Here is a 16,580-nt window from a genome sequence, read left to right as displayed (position 1 = left end):
TTATCTCTCCACCAGCGCCATTTTCGCGTTAAACCAATTCATCAAACCTGAGGTGATTAGACTGATGCCGAGATAGATCACCATCCAAATTGCCACGACTTCGATCGACTGCCCCGTTTGATTGAGGATTGTGCCTCCGATGGCGACAAGATCCGGATAGCCAATGGCAATAGCGAGCGATGAGTTCTTCATCAGGTTAAGATATTGGCTTGAAAGCGGGGGAATGATGATCCGCATAGCCTGCGGCACGATTACCAAGCGGGTTGTCGCTGATTGGCGCAATCCCAAAGCAAATGCCGCTTCTGATTGTCCTTTGCTTACCCCCAGAACGCCTGCACGAACAATTTCCGCAATGAAAGCCGCCGTATAAAATGACAGCGCCAAAAGCAAAGCCAAAAACTCCGGCTTAACCTGACTGCCGCCGGTTAAGTTGAACGTTCCAAGCTGCGGGAAATCGAAGGAAATAGGAAATCCGGTAAAGATAAGAGCGAGTAAGGGAAGACCTATAATCAACCCCAACACGGCTCTTACCGTATGAAAAGATTGGCCAGTTTCCATTCGTCTGCGGCGTGACCACCGTGCGACCAAGAAGGCCAATATTATAGCAACGATCAGCGCAGCCCCAATCATCCAGGCACCCTCGCCCCAGATGATACCAGGAAAGAAAAAACCGCGATTATTTAGATAGCTGCCAAAAGGAAGCGCTACACTTTCGCGAGCTTGCGGCAAAACGGAGAGGACGCCGAAATACCAAAAGAATATAACGAGTAATGGCGGGATATTACGAAAAATCTCGACATAAACCATGCAGACTTTTCGGATCAGCCAGTTTTGTGAAAGGCGCCCCACCCCGATCAAAAAGCCAATGATTGAGGCGGCAAAAATACCCAGCACCGCTACGTAAAGCGTATTAAGCAGGCCCACTAAAAGTGCGCGACCATAGGTAGAATCGCTTGAATATGGGATTAGCGATTGACTGACATCAAAGCCCGCACGCCCACTCAAAAAACCAAAGCCTGAGGCGATATTTGCGCGCTGAAGATTAGTGATCGTATTGCCGACAATCCAATAAATGAACCCCACTAAGGCAGTAAAAACCACTAGTTGGTAAAAGATGCCACGAACCCGAGGGTCGTAAAGAAGTGGGACGGCGCTTCTTGAGAGGTCGGTTTTCTCGCGTATAGAAAAGGAAGCCATATGTTCCCTATTTTCTTAGCCGCACATGGATGCACAAACCGGGTTTCCGCGGTTGCCATGTGCCGCCATCTATTACGCGTTCTCCTGCATCTGAGAACAGATGGCGACGATACAACCTCTTGAAGCCGCAGAGCTGAACTGTAGCTTAGTAAAAGGCTTCAAGTTCGGAGCATTTCCGCCTGCGGAAATCTACCTAAATGGAATGGGCAGCCAAACAGCCATTGCAATTGGTAAAACTTTCTAGGCATAAATTCGGTGAGATTTTACAGTCCCACCGAATTTATCACCTCAGCCGTTTTAGCGAATCGGCATGCCGTATTGGAGACCGCCCTTGGTCCACTGCGCGTTCAAGCCACGTGCGATTTTAAGCGGACTCGACGCTCCCAGATTACGTTCGAATATTTCGCCGTAATTGCCTACACCTTTAATGATGTTGACGACCCAATCATTGGAAAGCCCCAGATCCGTGCCGATTTTCGTATCAGCTTCTGACCCGAGCAAGCGCTTGATTTCGGGGTTGTCGGAATTCTTCATCTCTTCGACATTTGCCTGAGTGATCCCGAATTCTTCGGCGTTCAACAGTGCATAATGAGTCCAACGAATCACGTCCGCCCATTGGGAATCACCTTGTCGAACGGCGGGCCCAAGCGGTTCTTTGGAGATGATCTCCGGCAATACGACATGGTCATCTGGATTGGCTAATGTCAGACGAGTTGCATAAAGACCCGACTGGTCCGTGGTATATGCATCGCAACGGCCAGAATCATAGGCAGCATTTGCTTCTTCGAGCTTTTCGAAGACGACTGGATTATATTCCATCTTATTAGCGCGGAAATAATCAGCCATATTCAATTCGGTCGTTGTGCCCGACTGAACGCATATGGACGCGCCCGACAATTGCAGCGCCGAATTAATGCCAGACAGCTTCTTGGCATTGATCATGAAGCCCTGACCATCGTAATAATTTATACCGGGAAAATCGAGGCCAAGCGAAGTATCGCGGCCAATCGTCCAGGTCGTATTGCGAATCAGCGCATCGACCTCCCCGGACTGAAGCGCGGTAAAGCGCTCTTTCGCATTAAGCGGTGTAAATTTGACCTTGGTCGGATCACCAAAAATTGCCGCCGCCACTGCACGGCAATAATCTGCATCAAAACCTGACCATTCTCCCTTGTCGTCAGGCGCGGCAAAGCCTTGAAGGCCAGTATTTACGCCGCATTGCAGAAAACCTTTGGCTTTTACGTCCGATAGTGTGTCCGCCGAAGCCCCCCACGATGCGCCAAGCAACGCCGCTACACCTACTACACCCGTCCAAACTGCTTTTTTCATCTGGCCTGCAACCCTTTATGTTCCCTGGAAGCCGCCGAGCGATTGGCTCTAACGCTTTTGTTAATTTTATTTCTTAAGCCTATAAAAGAAGACGTTTACCCTCAAGCCGCAATTGCGAAAAGCCCCTCACCTGACCTTGTGGCCTTATTGTTCTTTGGAGCGCAAACAACATAACCGCTTCCTTCACAATTGCTATCGAAGGCGAAAAATAGGGTTTGGTCAAGCGAATAACGACCCAGAAATAACCAAACTGCGGAAAAATCATTTTCAAAATTAACCTAGATTTACACCAATTCGAAGATTTCGAGGAAAACTACCGATAGCATCTATTTGAAAGCAGCTGGACAATAGGACCAAGAATATAACATTCGATATCAATGCGTTGGTCTAACAACAGCCGAGTTTCTTTTTCCGGATATCGTCTTTTTCATTGCTGTCAGACCCGTGGTAAAGCCATTCCTTTATCTAGGTAAAAAATAATATTTCGCGTCGCCATATATCGCGCCACCCACCATGCAGAGAGTATGCCGATTGTTAAGCCCGCCACGACGTCGGTTGGATAATGAACGCCTGCCACGACGCGACTGATTGGAAAAACCAAACATAAGGGAACCAGCAATAGTTTCCATCGGGGTAAAAAAATCCAAATTGAAATCAAAAGGATCCCTGCCATCAGTGAATGACCGGATGGAAAACTTTCAAATAAGTTCGTGCCGTTAAAGGGTGAAAAATACGCAGGGCCCAGTTCTTCTAGCATGAGCGGCCTTGCTCTTCCGATCACCAACTTAGCCAATTCAGTGGGGATGCCCCCAACCACAATAGATAAAAGCACGAATGTGGCCCATGCATGGAGATGAATAATTCTATCGCTAAACAAGGATCGGACATTCGGCGCGAGTAAAAATGTCGTTGAAAGCCATACTGTCCCGCAGATCGCCACCCAGACTGATGTGCGGACAAGATCAGTCGACGCCCGTAGCCAGTGCAGCACCAGCAGTTCACTTCCCATAGCGCTTTCTACGATCTGAGCGTCCCATATGTGCAACACCACGATTATAAACGGTATGACTAACGCCAAGGCGGTCATTTCCAGACACCATGGCGATGGCGCACCAGCATCAGCCGGTTTTATGAGTGCTCGCATCAAATCAGAAGCGACACGGAATGGAGAAAGAAAAATTTTTCCGATGTTGCTATCTGTCATTCCGGCAAATTCTTTCTATTACTTATCATTCAAATTAAACTGTTCTGTTGCATCCATCACATGGTCGCTTTATCCAATAATAGACATCCGCAATATTCCAAGTTTTTCTGCTCCTCTACCCAATTGGTGTTAATTTGCAGAAGTTTGATACTCGCGGATTAGCATGCAACACGGTGTGGAGGCGTTTTCGTGACTGACAAGCAGATTAAAACAGAAAAACTGGGTATAAATACGCGACTTGCCCATGATGGATATTCGCCACGCGATTATCACGGTTTCGTTAATCCGCCCGTGGTTCGTGCATCGACTGTTTTGTTTCCAAATGCCCAGACGATGGTAACGGGAGACCAAAAATACACTTATGCCACGCGTGGCACCCCCACGACAGACGCTTTGTGCGCGGCGATCGACGCTTTAGAAGGCTCCGCGGGAACTGTCTGCGTGCCTTCGGGATTGGCGGCGGTGACCGTTCCTTTGCTGGGCTTTTTATCGCCGGGAGATCACGCGCTTTTTGTCGATTCTATTTACAATCCAACCCGACATTTTGCGGATTCTGTTCTCAAACGGATGAATGTCGAGGTCGAGTATTACGATCCAGCCATCGGCAGTGACATTGCTAAATTGATGCGGCCGAACACCAAAGTCGTGTTTACCGAATCACCCGCTTCAAACACGTTCGAAGTTCAAGACATTCCCGCCATTGTTGAAGTCGCCCATAAGAACGATGCCATTATTATGATGGACAATACTTGGGCCACGCCGGTTTATTTCAAAGCTTTGGATTTTGGTGTCGATATCAGCATCCATGCTGCAACCAAATATCCAGCTGGCCATTCCGATATTCTTTTCGGAACCATTTCCGCTAATGAGAAATGCTGGCCGCAATTGCTGGAAACGCATGGCGCAATGGGATTATGCGCGGCGCCAGACGATGCGTATCAAGTATTGCGCGGCCTGCGCACAATGGGCGTTCGACTCGAACATCACCGCAAAAGCGCGCTCGCCGTAGCTCGTTGGCTTGAAGAAAACTCGGCTGTTGATCGAGTTTTGCATCCTGCATTAGAAAGCCATCCCGGCCATGCCATTTGGAAGCGCGATTTTAAGGGGTCATCGGGCGTGTTCTCATTCGTTTTAGCCAAAGGCGATCAACGCACCGCCCATGCATTCCTGAATGCGCTCGAATTATTCGGATTGGGTTATTCTTGGGGCGGGTATGAAAGCCTCGCAACTGAAGTCCACCTACACGATCGCATAATTTCTAAGCGTGATTATGCAGGACCAGTGATCCGGCTGCAAATCGGCCTTGAAGAAGTCGAGGACTTGATTGCCGATTTAGAACGAGGTTTCGCCGCTATTTAGCGCAGCCCCCTCCCCCAATAAGCGACAAGTAACCAACCGGCTTCACTCCACACAAAGGAACGTTAACCTTCATATTACATCGCGCGAAGAACATATGTAACAATCGGAAGTTTCGTGTTTTAAACATAAGTTATCTTTACACCAAAACTTGTGATCAAGCCGGGGCTTACCGATGTCGATAAATAAAGCGCAAATTTCGCTCTCCACCGTATTTTGGACGTTTTTTGCGCTGTTTTTCTTTTGTTTTGTTCCGAAAGTTACTTTCGCGCAGGAAGCACAGCCGCGCCCAGTAACCGTGGGGGTGTATGTCAGTGAACCGTTTGTAAATAAGCAAGCGGGCAATGCATTTAGTGGGATGGCCGTTGATCTATGGCAAAACGTGGCCGCACGCTTAGATCTCGCGTCTCAGTTCGTTGAATACCCGAACTATCGTGAACTCGTACAGGCGGTTGCGGATGGCAAAGTGGATGCTGCGGTCACCAATCTCACAATCACCGAAGACCGAGCGCAAATTGTCGACTTTACCCATCCATGGTTTGATGCCGGACTGCGCATCATGATCCCTGATAGTAAGGGGACTGGCTGGAGCGAACTGATAACTCACCTTGGCGATGCTGGACATTTGGCGGCTTATGCTTGGATCGCACTTGTCATCTTAGCCGCAACTTTATTCTTGACGGTGTTTGACCGGCGGTTTGACCCAGACTTTCCTAGGAATTGGCATGAAGGCTTGGCCGAAAATTTTTTCCAAGTCATTTCTATCACGACAAGCGGGAAAAGCTCTCGAAAGAATCTTTTTGGCTGGCTTGGCAGGATTTGGCAGGCATTCTGGCTGTTATTTGGTATTGCAGTCGTGGCTTATGTCACGTCATCCATAACAAGCGTGATGACGGTAGCGCATATTACTAACAATATTTCCGGGCTGGCTGATCTACAAGACAAAGCGGTGGGTGTGCGAAGCGGTAGCGTTGCCGAGCAGTTTCTAAAAGAGAGGTCCATTGCTGTCGTACCTTTTGATCATCTTCCCGAGGCGGTAGAAGCGTTTAGCCAAGGCCAAATCGCTGCAATTGTCGGAGACAGTCCGGTACTCGAACATTTTACACACACGCATCCGCATGAGCCGGTTGAAGTTGTGGGCAATATTTTCAGCCCGGATAAGTACGGATTTGCTTTTCCACGCGATAGCGATCTCGTAAAACCCGCTTCAGTGGCAATTATCAGCCTATATGAGAACGGAGAAATTGCTGATCTTAAGGCAAAATATTTCGGCCCAGAACAATAAAGTTCCGCTCAAAGCGCTTGCTCGCTTCCAACAAGGCCGGATTTAGCATTAATATCAGCAGCAAATTTGGCTTTAGCTGGCCGTGACGAGGAGCGCCCCTCATGACTTGGTTTTTTATTTTTCAAGGTATTATTGCAATTGGTTTGGCAGTTTTTGCAGTCATGGTGCTCTGGCGTTATTTGCGATGAGTTCTGTTGATTAAATACTGCAGGACTTTAAGCTCAGGGGAACCACATTGAATTCTTTTCGTTTAGCTTAAAATTATCGTTGAGGAGAACTGCGATGAAGGTGTCATTTTTGGCGGCAGTTGTCACAGCCGGTATGTTAGTAGCTGGTGCGGCTCAGGCTGCAGATGCAATCGTCACAGCAGATCTTAACGTGCGAACCGGCCCCGGAACAGGATATGGTGTGATTGGAAGCATTCCCAATCGCTCGCCGATCGATGTCCATAGCTGCACAGCAGGATATGGCTGGTGTCAGGTAAGCTATGGTGGACTTTCTGGTTGGGCGTCATCGCGATATTTGGCCATGCGGGAGGGCGTGTCCGGCGGCTCGTCAGATGATTTCGGACGGACAGCAGCGCTCATAGGCATTCCGCTAATTGCAGGTGCCGCGATTGGTGCCGCAATTTCCGATAGGGATGATTATTATCGTGGCCGTCGCTGGCATCGTCACCGCGGAGATTATCGTCGGTGGGATCGCGGAGGACGCCATCATCGACACTGGAACCGCCCTCGCCGCGGTCCTCGTTAAGGATTTTTAGGCTCGGCCCGTTTGCCGGGTCAGATTGACTAACACATTCGCTAACTTGCGACTGGCATTTCTAATTCCTATAAGCACGCAAGATGAATATGCAGCAGTTAGGATTCTGCAATGACAGAAATTATCGTCCGAGACAGTAACGGAACCCAGCTTCAAGATGGCGATACGGTCACTCTGATAAAAGATTTAAAAGTAAAGGGTACATCGACAACGCTCAAACGGGGTACGCAAATCAAAGGTATTCGGCTGACTGATAATCCCGATGAAGTAGACTGCAATACCAAACAGGTAAAAAGACTAGTGCTTCGAACCGAATTTCTGAAGAAGGCTTGATTACCCAAGCGTCTTTCTGAACGGCTTGTTATGGGACGCATCCGAAAAATCGGAATTTCAAATAATTTGCGCTAGGCGCTCATAGATAGAATAGCAAGTGGCGTAATTCAGGAGGACGGCATGAAAATTAAGCAGCTTTTTTCTGTCACCACTATTCTTTCGCTGGGATTATTCTTGGCAGGCTGCGTGGACGGCCCAGGTTACTATGGCGGTTATCGTGATTATGGGCCTTCATACGCCCGTTATTCCGGCTCTCACGTGGTTTATCGCAATGGCCCCCGATATAGAAACAGGCATTATCGTGGTAATCGTTACTATCGGTCTGATCACCCACGTTATGATCGGCGGCATGTTCGCTCGAAAAATCGCGACGTGAAGCGTGTCCGAAACCACAAGCGTGTGGAAGGAAAGCCCGCCTGGAGAGGTCAAGACGCTCGCCGCCCTATCAAGCGGCGGATGCCAGAAAACCGAAACAGACGATTCCCACGGTAAACGTTCCAAGCTTTCGCATCTGGTCCAAGTCCGCATAAAATTTGCTTAGGCTCTGGATCCATTAATGCGAAGAGTTCAATCAACGGATTTAATGGTGGCGCAAGAGGCGCCGCCAGGCTTGATTTATTTGTCTGTCGGTGGCGCAGTTAATGCACCGAATTTTCTTGACACGAACTGAATTTCGCTTAGATCGGAAAAGCTAAAAATTTCCCCTCCGGTTGGTTATTCCGGACTTCATAACAGGAAGAAAAGTCGCGTTTAGCGAACCCATGGCACCAAACCTCATAAAGGTGGTTCTGCGTATGCTTGAGTTCTCTCGGGCAACACCGCCTATAATTCGTGGAAATTGTGTGAATGCCCGCTAAAACTATTATTCTCGCTCAAGCCTTCATATCGTGCATGATGGCATTCTTAATGACTGGCTTCTTCAGCGTTCTGCATTTGGGTTTTACCGCTGCAGGGCTGCATGAATGGGCAAGAGCCTTCGTAATCGCTTGGCCTGTAGCCTTCTTGCTTTCATTAATCGTAGGCCGTCTTGGGTTTAAATTGGCCCATTTCATCACGCGACCTTAGTAGTCCATGCTCGCTATTAGCCTGCCTTCCATGGTGAGCACTAATGGCGAGCTTATCCCCGCGCTCGTGAATTAAAAAACTGGCTCCAAGCGAGGCTTCATGAAACTTAATTAATGCGTGCGACATGCTAGCGTAAGGTTGAAGACAGTAACCATAAAGCTATGAAACAGCTGTTGGATTACGCCATATTCTTTTTTGCCGTGCTAGCAATTCTATACACTGCTTATGTCGTCGCTTCTAACGCGCTCGTAAGTGGTTAGTGCGTGCAGAGCTTAGCTCGTAGCTCGCGCGGCTCTTATAAGCAAAAACCCAGTGCTCGAAGCGGATATGTGCCCCTCGCCCGGCCCTTTCTGGTAAGATCTGCAAGGTCTTTATGCCGGCTACCACGGACTGTAGCTATTTTCTCTCGGTCAGCTACATGCGAGGAAGACACGAACTATCGAGCCTTTACGATTTGTGCTGCATCGCATTCCGTTAAGGCATTGCGTCTCAAACTTTGCTTGGATAGTTATCTCGGTTCACTGCCATAATTCGCCATTTGAAGGTTCAGTAATGACACATATTCTCAAATCAGAAATCGATCACCTGAAAACGAAGATCGATGAGATAAAGACTAAAGTTGAACAACATTTTCAAAATTCCGGCCAAGAAGAAGAAATTGAAGCATTGAGATTTGAGTTCGACGACCTTGTGAACCGGATTAATTCAATTCTTCCGCATTAACCCAAGACCCTATTATTGGCCTAAATACGGTTTTCCAGCCACATCTGTTGGACTTTTGCCTTAGCTCAATGATGATATAAATGCACAATCCGACGCAAGAAGTTGGAAAATAAAAAAGCCGCCCTGTGATCAAGGCGGCTTTCTTCTTTGAGAAAAGAACTCGTTAGAACTTGTAAGCTACGCCTAGACGGATGTCGTGAGTTTTGAATTTGTTACGCACTCCGTAATCCAGATCGGAATAGCCAAAATTCTTACGACCATAGTCGGTGTAACGGTACTCAAGACGCACGATAATATCGTCAGTTGCTGCATAATCGACACCAGCGCCAACGGTCCAGCCGGTCAATGTTTTGCTGCGAGATGCACGGGCGGAAATTATGTCGTGCTCAATACCGAGCGAATTTTTCACGTTACCGAAAGCAACACCACCCGCGACGTACGGCATCCAGCGATCCAAGGCCACACCTGCGCGTGCACGTACTGCACCTGACCACCGCAGCTTACTTTTTGATCCGATATCTCCACCCAAATTCGGATCATAGACAGAGTAACCTTTGTCGAGATCATTATAGGTTGCATCACCATCAATACCGAGGATGACACTATCACCCACATCGAAGTTATAACCAGCATAAAGACCGCCAAGGAAGCCATCAGGCCTAAGGCGGAGATCGCGTAGCTCTGAACGACCCCAACTATATCCAATTTGCCCACCGATATAGGCACCGGTCCATGAGAATGCGGGGGCGGCATCAACGGTTGGAGCTGGCTCATCATAAACGATAGCGTCAGCAGCATTAGCACCTGCGACCCCCACGAAGAACGCAGATGAAGCAAGTAGGAGCGATTTAATGTTCATAGTCTTCTCCAGGCAATTCTAAATTAAGCTATTATATTATTTGAATAAAATGTCTGTAATTTCAGCATCACATGCAACCATAGCGTTCATCTATCACAATCGATGCATGACGGTGGCATAAAACAAAAAAAATCGGCCCGAAACCCCTACATTGCTCAGAATACAATTATACTTGAAAAGTGCTTCCGAGAGGCGTGCGCACTCAGCAGACATGTGCCATTTCGGAACGATCGAGCTTTGCGAACTCGATTTCAAGCGGGAATGTCGTTCACAAAATCTGTCAGACGGTCAAATGTCTACCGGAACGGTCCGTAACCTATACGCAAAGGCATGATAAAGTTAGCGCTCAAAAGAATGCCGAATTAAAGGTGCTTTTGGGCTGGACAAGTGACGCTATGGCAGCGCTTCACACTGCCTAAGCTAATGGAAGAAAGCTGGCCAAATCTGGCGCTGAGAAATTAAAAGAGAACATACCATCCCACAGCTTAAGCCTAAACTCTCACACCAAAAAACCAGAAATAATTTCAGCAGGTTAGGTGTAGCGAAAAAGAGGATGGCGATCCCGACAGGATTCGAACCTGTGACCATCGGCTTAGAAGGCCGGTGCTCTATCCAGCTGAGCTACGGGACCGAGAACGGAATGACATTTCTATTCATATCTGATTCCACGAGTGGAACCAGATAAATTAATGCGTCCAAGGCTGGGTACGGTCGTAACGGAAATTATCAGAATATGATATTTTACGCCTTTTGGGTTCATGAGGCTCAAAAAGGCGGTAGGCAATACCGTTACGGGTTGCGTACTCGATCGCTTCTTCGCGGGTGTCAAACGTCAGACGAATCTGGCTCCGCATATCCCGGGAAGATGTGTACCCCATCAAGGGCTCAACCTTACGCGAAACCTGCGGCTCATATTCAAGCACCCAACGGTCTGTCTTTGCTTTACCAGACTGCATGGCTGTCTTAGCTGGACGGAAAATACGTGCAACCATTTCAAGAACCTTGATCCATATCTATATCTACCAAGAGGGAGATAATCTCACCAAGGCAATAGTTTACACGTTTCAGCATGTCAACGTGATAAACCAATGTGGGCGATAAACCAATAAGGGTGATAAACCAATCTGGCTTTCGCAAATAACAAGATGATGTTGGTGAGAAAAATGGTCGGAGCGAGAGGATTCGAACCTCCGACCCCCTGATCCCAAATGAAATGCGACACGCCTATTTCTGGGCTTTTTTAGCGCCATGTTGCATCCATGTTGCATCAATTTGCGCCGGTAAAGATTGCATCAGCCGCTTGCTCAAGTTCCTTCCCATCATCATTGCGCGGGAAAAGATGGCCGTATGTGTCCATTGTCATCGCAATTGTCGAATGGCCCATGCGCTCCTGAACCAGCTTAGGCGGCAATTCTAAGCCGCCATCTTCCTTGCGATTGATGCACCATGACGCATACCAGTGCCGCAAGCAGTGCAGTCCTGTGTATTTCGGACCAAGGATCGGATTGCCCTCTTTATCAAACTCCCCGGTCTCAACCGTGACGCCTGCCGCCATCCATGCTGGATGCACACCGCGCCGCAGGATATTTCGAAGCCCTTCCACATTGCCCGCGCCATTCGGAAAGACCAGATCAAGAACCATAATGGGATTGCCCTCAGCGTCGAGCTTTGCGGTTTTCCGTTTCGGGCATTGCAGCTTCCATTCCCGCAGCGCATTAATCAGCAGAGGCGGAACAGGCATGGTTCTTTCGCCAGCAAGCGACTTAGGCGCGCCGATATTGTCATAGCGATCAGCCCGTTGATGCACCCGGACAGTGCGTTTATCAAAGTCCACATCTTGCCAGCGCAGCCCCCGAAGTTCGGACGCTCGCAGCCCGGTGAATACCGCCGTGATAATGAATGGCCTCCAGCGCCCTGAAACGGCACCAAGGAGTGCCGAAACCTCTTCTCTGGCCGGAATGTCTACCCCGACCTTCAAACGGCCTTTCTGACGCCTCTCTGACCGATTTGCGCTGGTCGAGCGACGGGACTGCATTTCTCTGGCTGCATTTCTGACAACAAGGCCCCTCTCCTGCGCATCAGCCAGCATTGTCCCTAAGCTTGTGATGGTCCGCTTGATCGTGAATGCCGATCTTTCAGCCGAACGCAATTCATCTTCAAAAGCCCGCAGCCGTATGGTGTTCAGCGCCGTAAGCTTCAATGAACCGATGAATGGGGATACATGCAGCCGGTGTGTCCGTTCGTAATCTTCAACAGTGGACCGCTCAAGGCCCGATCCCCTGATGCTCGCTATCCAGAGCTTTGTAGCTTCATCCACGGTAACGGTGGCGCTATCAGCGACATGGACGCCTTCGCGCACTTCGACTTTGGCCGTGGCTTCAAAAGCATCGGCATCCTTTTTACGGGCAAATGTCTTTAAGCGGCGCTTACCCTGCATGTCGACATAATCAACCACCCAGGCTGATTTCTTCTCGCCCTTTTGTGTTGTCCATTCTCGCTTGCGGATCGACATGCTTAATCCGGAAAGTCGGGATCGTCGTAATCTTTAGGAGCGCCCGCTCCCCGCTCTCTCTTCTGCTCTTTCGGTCCTATCTCTCCATCAGGCCAAACATATTTGGCAGTAGTTCCGGAATGATACAGCGAACGGACTTCTTCTTCGTCCAACGATGTGTTGAAATCATTATTCTTCAGTAGGTCTTCCTGATACCTTTGCCATTCGGTTTCGATGTACGACCGTGCAGTTTCATCAACGCCACGAACTCGGCCCGTAACAATGCCTTCGATTGTTTCTTGGATGATAGCCGCCATTGTCCCTACGTTCTGATCATTGGCTTTTCCGTCACGTAGGAATTCCAACATTTCAACCAGTTTCTCTATCTGGCCCGTCATATCCAGCGCCTCGGGAAACTCTTTTTCGAGAATGCGAACGATTTCTGCATTCATCGAACGCTTATGGGCATCCGCATACGCCTTAATTCGATCTCTGAGCGCTTCCGGCAACCGGAGTTTTATCTGTGCATCTACTCTGCTCATCACCATTCCTCGGTTAATTTTTGCATATATGCACCACCGTGGTCTTGACTGCAATGGATCACCGTGGTTTATGGATCACCGTGGTTACTAAAAAGTTACAACAGGAAACGACGATGGCAACAGAAGGTATAGAACTCATTTGGGGAATCAATGCGATTGCACGGCTCATTGGCAGAACTGATAGGCAAACTTTCTACATGGCCAGCACTGGTCAAATACCAGCAAAGAAAGTTGGTGGCCGTTGGTGTGCTGAACGCGGCGAACTCATCGCCTTTTTCAAAGGAAAAGCCGCATGACCCAGACACCAAGCCACCGCGAGAGCGATGCCAATTATCACGGTGTTATTGTGGTCCTGAATGACCGTTGGCGGGTGATTGCGTGTCGAGATGGTATTCAGTGGATACTTCAATACCGTGCGGGAGAGAGGCACGGCCAGTCCAGATACGATAGCCGTGGTTACTGCCGCACCAAAGAGGCATTGATCCGCGTCTGCCGTACACACGCTGGCGATATTTCACCCACTGCAATGACAGTACTGAACAATCTTCCAGAAAGGCTTTCGTGATGAAGGCAACCCAGAAAGCAAAAGGCCCGGTAGAGGCGCCAACCAACCTACCGAGCCAAAATTCAAACACCCAGATAAATGGAATGATGAATATGCATTCAAATAACATGGAATCGTGTCCGGCTGCAACAGAGCGCTCGTTTCGCTCTCTAATGATGGAGCTCGAAAGCCCAATACGTGATGCTAAGAATGCCGTCTCTTTGCTTCATTTACAGCTGGACCAGCATTTCACGCGGGATCACTCAGCTCTCACAAAGAATTCGGATTATTGGTATCTGTCCAAGGATGACGTTGACGATCTGGTCTTCACTGCGAACCTGATCAGCGGCTTAGTCCGAAAGACAATTTCCCAATGGGAAAAAGCAGTGGAGGCGAAGCAATGAGACTATTTCGATCCCTTCGTCTCCGTTTTTGGCACAAGCTAGCCGTTATGTGTTCCCGTCATGCTGAGAGCCTCTGGGATGATTATGCTCGGAGGTACCGCGCATGAGTGCTCCAAAGAGAACAAAGCGACCATGGGAAAAGGAGATGCCCGAACTCAACAAATATGATTGGGTCGTCGCAGTCGGCTTCCATCCCGCTCATAAGAACAGCCCGCGGGATCTACGGGTTTCAAACGCTCTCATGCAGATGGCAGATGGCGAAACCAATCTCATGTGGGCCACGCAACAGACTATCGCCCAGTATGCAGACGTATCAGATGTGAGACAGGTCAGAACATCTCTGCAAAGGCTGTCCGCTTCTGGAGCTGTGGTTAAGCGCAGGATAGCTGATCTTCAACCAGACATGCTGGAAGCGTTAACGAGCAAGATGAACAGCAATCGAAACAAGCGCGGAGCGGTATACACCCTGCGCATGTTTTGGGCCCTGGAAACATTCGAAGCATGCGGAAAAAGACAGAAAGTCGAGCCGGCCCATCTGCGTAAATCGAGAGAGAGAAACCGGACTAGCTCAGTCCTCAATAACCGGACTAGCTCAGTCCTCCAAGGACAGGACTGCCGTAGTCCTGCTTATACTACATATACAAACTACAACGATACTAAGGCGGGCTTTGAGAGAAATCAGGACTTGGCGTCTACGTATGAGGGGAATGGATATGCCAGAGCAAAAGCAGGAGGGTGATATGAAACAGTATAATCTCCTAGAGTGGCGCCAGCCTGTAGAAATTATACCGTTTCCTCTGACAAGGCGGATTGGTCGCATTCGCGAGGTGGCTGATAAACTGATGCACAAGACGGATAGACAGACGGAATACTACATCAGCCAAGTTACCGGCGGACTGTTCAGTCAGTTGGATCGCCTTGGGGTTCCGGTGGATACGCAAGATCAGATGGTCGAAGATTTTATGACGGCTGTGTGCCAAGAGCTTAATCGGCGCAGCGGCTTTGATGGTGGAGGTGCAGCATGACCGAATATAAGAATCCACGTGTCACAGAGGCTGCCCGCTGGCTTGCGACAACTCCCGATAGTGAGAAACCTCACCCCGTCATTGAAGGATTGCGCCAGCGGTTCGGATTGACCGTTCTGGAAGCATCGCAAGCAGCAACCGAGGCACGATTGATCAGAGCGAGGTCGCTATGACCGAAGCCAATCCCAAAGTGAATGAAGCAGCTTTATGGCTCGCCACGACTTGGCGGCATTATCAAGCGCCAATTGTAACGGAAGTGCGTGAACGGTTTGGTCTGTCGATCAATGAAGCATGCCAGGCACTGAAACTTTCAGAGAAATTAAAGCGAGGCGATCATGAAGCCGATTAAGACGACAATCGAAGGTGAGCAGGAAGAAAAGCGCAAGATTGTCTGTGACGAGATCATTCACCGCGCTGCTAATCTCATGGTTGGAGAGGTGGAAGCGTCCGTCGAAATGATGCTCGATCGTATGTTCACTTTCGCAGCTGCTCAGTCCTATCAGCGAAATGGAAAAACCGCCACCGTGAAGATCATGCGTGAAATGGCGCGCAACATTGAAAATGGTGCATTGGATCTTCTTAAGCTGAATGAAGGGAGTGCCAAGCATTGATTTACCCTCAATCCGGTATTATAGTACCAAATGAATTGATCGTTTCGTCACTGGCTGGCCGGGACCACAACGACAAGTCACCTTCGGCAGTATCGGCTACCAAACCGAGCGCGAAGCACAGAGCGGGCAAAACGCCCGGTGTTTTGACGTAACCGTAGGTGAGACATGAAGAAAACCCTACACATGAAAAACCCTGCACAGTCCTTGCGACTGTCACCTACTCTTGAAGTAAAGTTTTCGTCTGGTTCAGAGGCGGGAACGATAGAGGGTTATGCCAGCGTATTCGGCGGTAATCCTGACAGCTATGGCGATATTGTGCAGAAAGGCGCGTTCCGGCGCACATTGCAGGAACACAGAGCGGAAGGCTCAATGCCTGCCATGCTTTGGAGCCACAATCAGGCCCAGCCAATCGGCAAATGGATTGAGATGCACGAAGATGATTACGGTCTGTTCGTGCGCGGCAAGCTCAATCTGGATACCAGCCACGGCAAGGATGCTCATGCACATATCTTGCATGGTGACGCCACTGGCTTTTCGATTGGCTTCTATGTCACCCCTCAAGGCAAGCGAACCGGCACCAACGGCACGACGATCCTGACTGATGTGGATTTGGTTGAAGTTAGCGCCGTGGTTTTCCCTGCCAATCGTCGCGCCCGTGTATCTGGCGTGAAAACCCTCCAATCAAAATCAGAACTGATCGACATGCTTCGCGACAATGGTTTGCCGCGTGCTGCCGCTGCTCGCATTGCAGCCGGTGGATGGGAAGCCCTTGCCGGTGCCGATCACGAAAAAGCATTTGAGCTGGCCGACATGATTGAACGCGCCACCCAACAGATAAAGGCGATCTAAA

At 49.2% G+C, this 16,580-nt stretch carries 23 protein-coding genes and 1 tRNA gene; 16 read left to right on the top strand and 8 right to left on the bottom strand.

Annotation, left to right across the window (positions count from 1 at the left end):
- The 3 genes from C7374_RS08650 to C7374_RS08635 form a co-directional block, all read right to left on the bottom strand.
- Positions 1-1,197, bottom strand: a complete 1,197-nt coding sequence (locus C7374_RS08650; protein ID WP_111575221.1) for an amino acid ABC transporter permease — start codon at positions 1,195-1,197, stop codon at positions 1-3.
- Between the two features lie 297 nt (positions 1,198-1,494).
- On the bottom strand, positions 1,495-2,526 hold the full coding sequence (locus tag C7374_RS08645; RefSeq protein ID WP_111575220.1) for an amino acid ABC transporter substrate-binding protein: 1,032 nt from the start codon (positions 2,524-2,526) through the stop codon (positions 1,495-1,497).
- Between the two features lie 436 nt (positions 2,527-2,962).
- Entirely contained in the window at positions 2,963-3,730 is a 768-nt protein-coding gene (locus C7374_RS08635; RefSeq protein ID WP_245412610.1) for a phosphatase PAP2 family protein, read from the bottom strand.
- Between the two features lie 189 nt (positions 3,731-3,919).
- On the opposite strand from C7374_RS08635, the gene C7374_RS08630 reads away from it, so the two are divergent.
- The 7 genes from C7374_RS08630 (at position 3,920) to C7374_RS15925 (ending at position 9,254) form a co-directional block, all read left to right on the top strand.
- Entirely contained in the window at positions 3,920-5,089 is a 1,170-nt protein-coding gene (locus C7374_RS08630) for a cystathionine beta-lyase (protein WP_111575218.1), read from the top strand.
- 172 nt (positions 5,090-5,261) lie between these two features.
- Positions 5,262-6,371 (top strand): transporter substrate-binding domain-containing protein, encoded by a 1,110-nt coding sequence (locus C7374_RS08625; protein WP_111575217.1) that lies wholly within the window; start codon positions 5,262-5,264, stop codon positions 6,369-6,371.
- A gap of 282 nt (positions 6,372-6,653) precedes the next feature.
- Positions 6,654-7,124, top strand: coding sequence for an SH3 domain-containing protein (locus C7374_RS08620; protein WP_111575216.1), 471 nt, complete (start codon positions 6,654-6,656; stop codon positions 7,122-7,124).
- Between the two features lie 120 nt (positions 7,125-7,244).
- Positions 7,245-7,466: an alkylphosphonate utilization protein gene (locus tag C7374_RS08615; protein WP_111575215.1), complete on the top strand. Its 222-nt coding sequence runs from the start codon at positions 7,245-7,247 to the stop codon at positions 7,464-7,466.
- A 205-nt stretch (positions 7,467-7,671) separates the two neighbouring features.
- The gene (locus tag C7374_RS15930; protein WP_158527819.1) at positions 7,672-7,842 is read left to right on the top strand and encodes a hypothetical protein; all 171 of its coding nucleotides are present in this window, start codon (positions 7,672-7,674) and stop codon (positions 7,840-7,842) included.
- A 470-nt stretch (positions 7,843-8,312) separates the two neighbouring features.
- On the top strand, positions 8,313-8,531 hold the full coding sequence (locus C7374_RS08610) for a DUF2798 domain-containing protein (protein WP_111575214.1): 219 nt from the start codon (positions 8,313-8,315) through the stop codon (positions 8,529-8,531).
- A gap of 552 nt (positions 8,532-9,083) precedes the next feature.
- On the top strand, positions 9,084-9,254 hold the full coding sequence (locus tag C7374_RS15925; protein ID WP_158527818.1) for a hypothetical protein: 171 nt from the start codon (positions 9,084-9,086) through the stop codon (positions 9,252-9,254).
- Between the two features lie 163 nt (positions 9,255-9,417).
- Here C7374_RS15925 and C7374_RS08605 read toward each other — a convergent pair whose 3' ends face one another.
- From C7374_RS08605 to C7374_RS08585, 5 genes are all read right to left on the bottom strand, one after another.
- Positions 9,418-10,113 (bottom strand): outer membrane protein, encoded by a 696-nt coding sequence (locus C7374_RS08605; protein ID WP_111575213.1) that lies wholly within the window; start codon positions 10,111-10,113, stop codon positions 9,418-9,420.
- Positions 10,114-10,667: 554 nt separating this feature from the next.
- Positions 10,668-10,744, bottom strand: a tRNA-Arg gene (locus C7374_RS08600).
- 55 nt (positions 10,745-10,799) lie between these two features.
- Positions 10,800-11,105 carry an ETC complex I subunit gene (locus C7374_RS08595; protein WP_111575212.1) on the bottom strand — a complete coding sequence of 102 codons (306 nt, stop codon included), beginning with the start codon at positions 11,103-11,105 and terminating at the stop codon, positions 10,800-10,802.
- Positions 11,106-11,380: 275 nt separating this feature from the next.
- The gene (locus tag C7374_RS08590; RefSeq protein ID WP_111575211.1) at positions 11,381-12,625 is read right to left on the bottom strand and encodes a tyrosine-type recombinase/integrase; all 1,245 of its coding nucleotides are present in this window, start codon (positions 12,623-12,625) and stop codon (positions 11,381-11,383) included.
- A 2-nt stretch (positions 12,626-12,627) separates the two neighbouring features.
- A complete protein-coding gene (locus C7374_RS08585; RefSeq protein ID WP_111575210.1) occupies positions 12,628-13,146 on the bottom strand; it encodes an Arc family DNA-binding protein in 519 nt (172 codons plus the stop codon).
- A gap of 113 nt (positions 13,147-13,259) precedes the next feature.
- Between C7374_RS08585 and C7374_RS08580 the strand changes: the two genes are divergently transcribed.
- From C7374_RS08580 to C7374_RS08545, 9 genes are all read left to right on the top strand, one after another.
- Entirely contained in the window at positions 13,260-13,442 is a 183-nt protein-coding gene (locus C7374_RS08580; protein WP_111575209.1) for a DNA-binding protein, read from the top strand.
- Positions 13,439-13,711, top strand: coding sequence for a hypothetical protein (locus C7374_RS08575; protein WP_111575208.1), 273 nt, complete (start codon positions 13,439-13,441; stop codon positions 13,709-13,711). The genes C7374_RS08580 and C7374_RS08575 overlap by 4 nt, the downstream gene beginning before the upstream one ends.
- Positions 13,711-14,094, top strand: a complete 384-nt coding sequence (locus C7374_RS08570; RefSeq protein ID WP_111575207.1) for a hypothetical protein — start codon at positions 13,711-13,713, stop codon at positions 14,092-14,094. The genes C7374_RS08575 and C7374_RS08570 overlap by 1 nt, the downstream gene beginning before the upstream one ends.
- A gap of 103 nt (positions 14,095-14,197) precedes the next feature.
- The gene (locus C7374_RS16250) at positions 14,198-14,833 is read left to right on the top strand and encodes a hypothetical protein (RefSeq protein ID WP_210205104.1); all 636 of its coding nucleotides are present in this window, start codon (positions 14,198-14,200) and stop codon (positions 14,831-14,833) included.
- A 1-nt stretch (position 14,834) separates the two neighbouring features.
- Positions 14,835-15,119, top strand: a complete 285-nt coding sequence (locus C7374_RS08560) for a DUF6074 family protein (RefSeq protein WP_111575205.1) — start codon at positions 14,835-14,837, stop codon at positions 15,117-15,119.
- Positions 15,116-15,292 carry a hypothetical protein gene (locus C7374_RS16175; protein ID WP_170130232.1) on the top strand — a complete coding sequence of 59 codons (177 nt, stop codon included), beginning with the start codon at positions 15,116-15,118 and terminating at the stop codon, positions 15,290-15,292. The genes C7374_RS08560 and C7374_RS16175 overlap by 4 nt, the downstream gene beginning before the upstream one ends.
- Complete coding sequence (locus C7374_RS08555; protein ID WP_111575204.1) at positions 15,289-15,468, top strand: hypothetical protein; 180 nt, start codon at positions 15,289-15,291, stop codon at positions 15,466-15,468. The genes C7374_RS16175 and C7374_RS08555 overlap by 4 nt, the downstream gene beginning before the upstream one ends.
- The gene (locus C7374_RS08550; protein WP_111575203.1) at positions 15,455-15,730 is read left to right on the top strand and encodes a hypothetical protein; all 276 of its coding nucleotides are present in this window, start codon (positions 15,455-15,457) and stop codon (positions 15,728-15,730) included. Before C7374_RS08555 ends, C7374_RS08550 begins: the two co-directional genes overlap by 14 nt.
- Positions 15,731-15,913: 183 nt before the next feature.
- Complete coding sequence (locus tag C7374_RS08545) at positions 15,914-16,579, top strand: HK97 family phage prohead protease (protein ID WP_111575202.1); 666 nt, start codon at positions 15,914-15,916, stop codon at positions 16,577-16,579.
- Position 16,580: the final 1 nt, after the last annotated feature.

It is taken from the genome of Falsochrobactrum ovis (genome assembly GCF_003259955.1).
Classification (GTDB): Bacteria; Pseudomonadota; Alphaproteobacteria; order Rhizobiales; family Rhizobiaceae; genus Brucella; species Brucella ovis_A.
The sequence above is the reverse complement of the archived record's forward strand: the minus strand, read 5'-3'. Positions and strand labels throughout refer to the sequence as shown.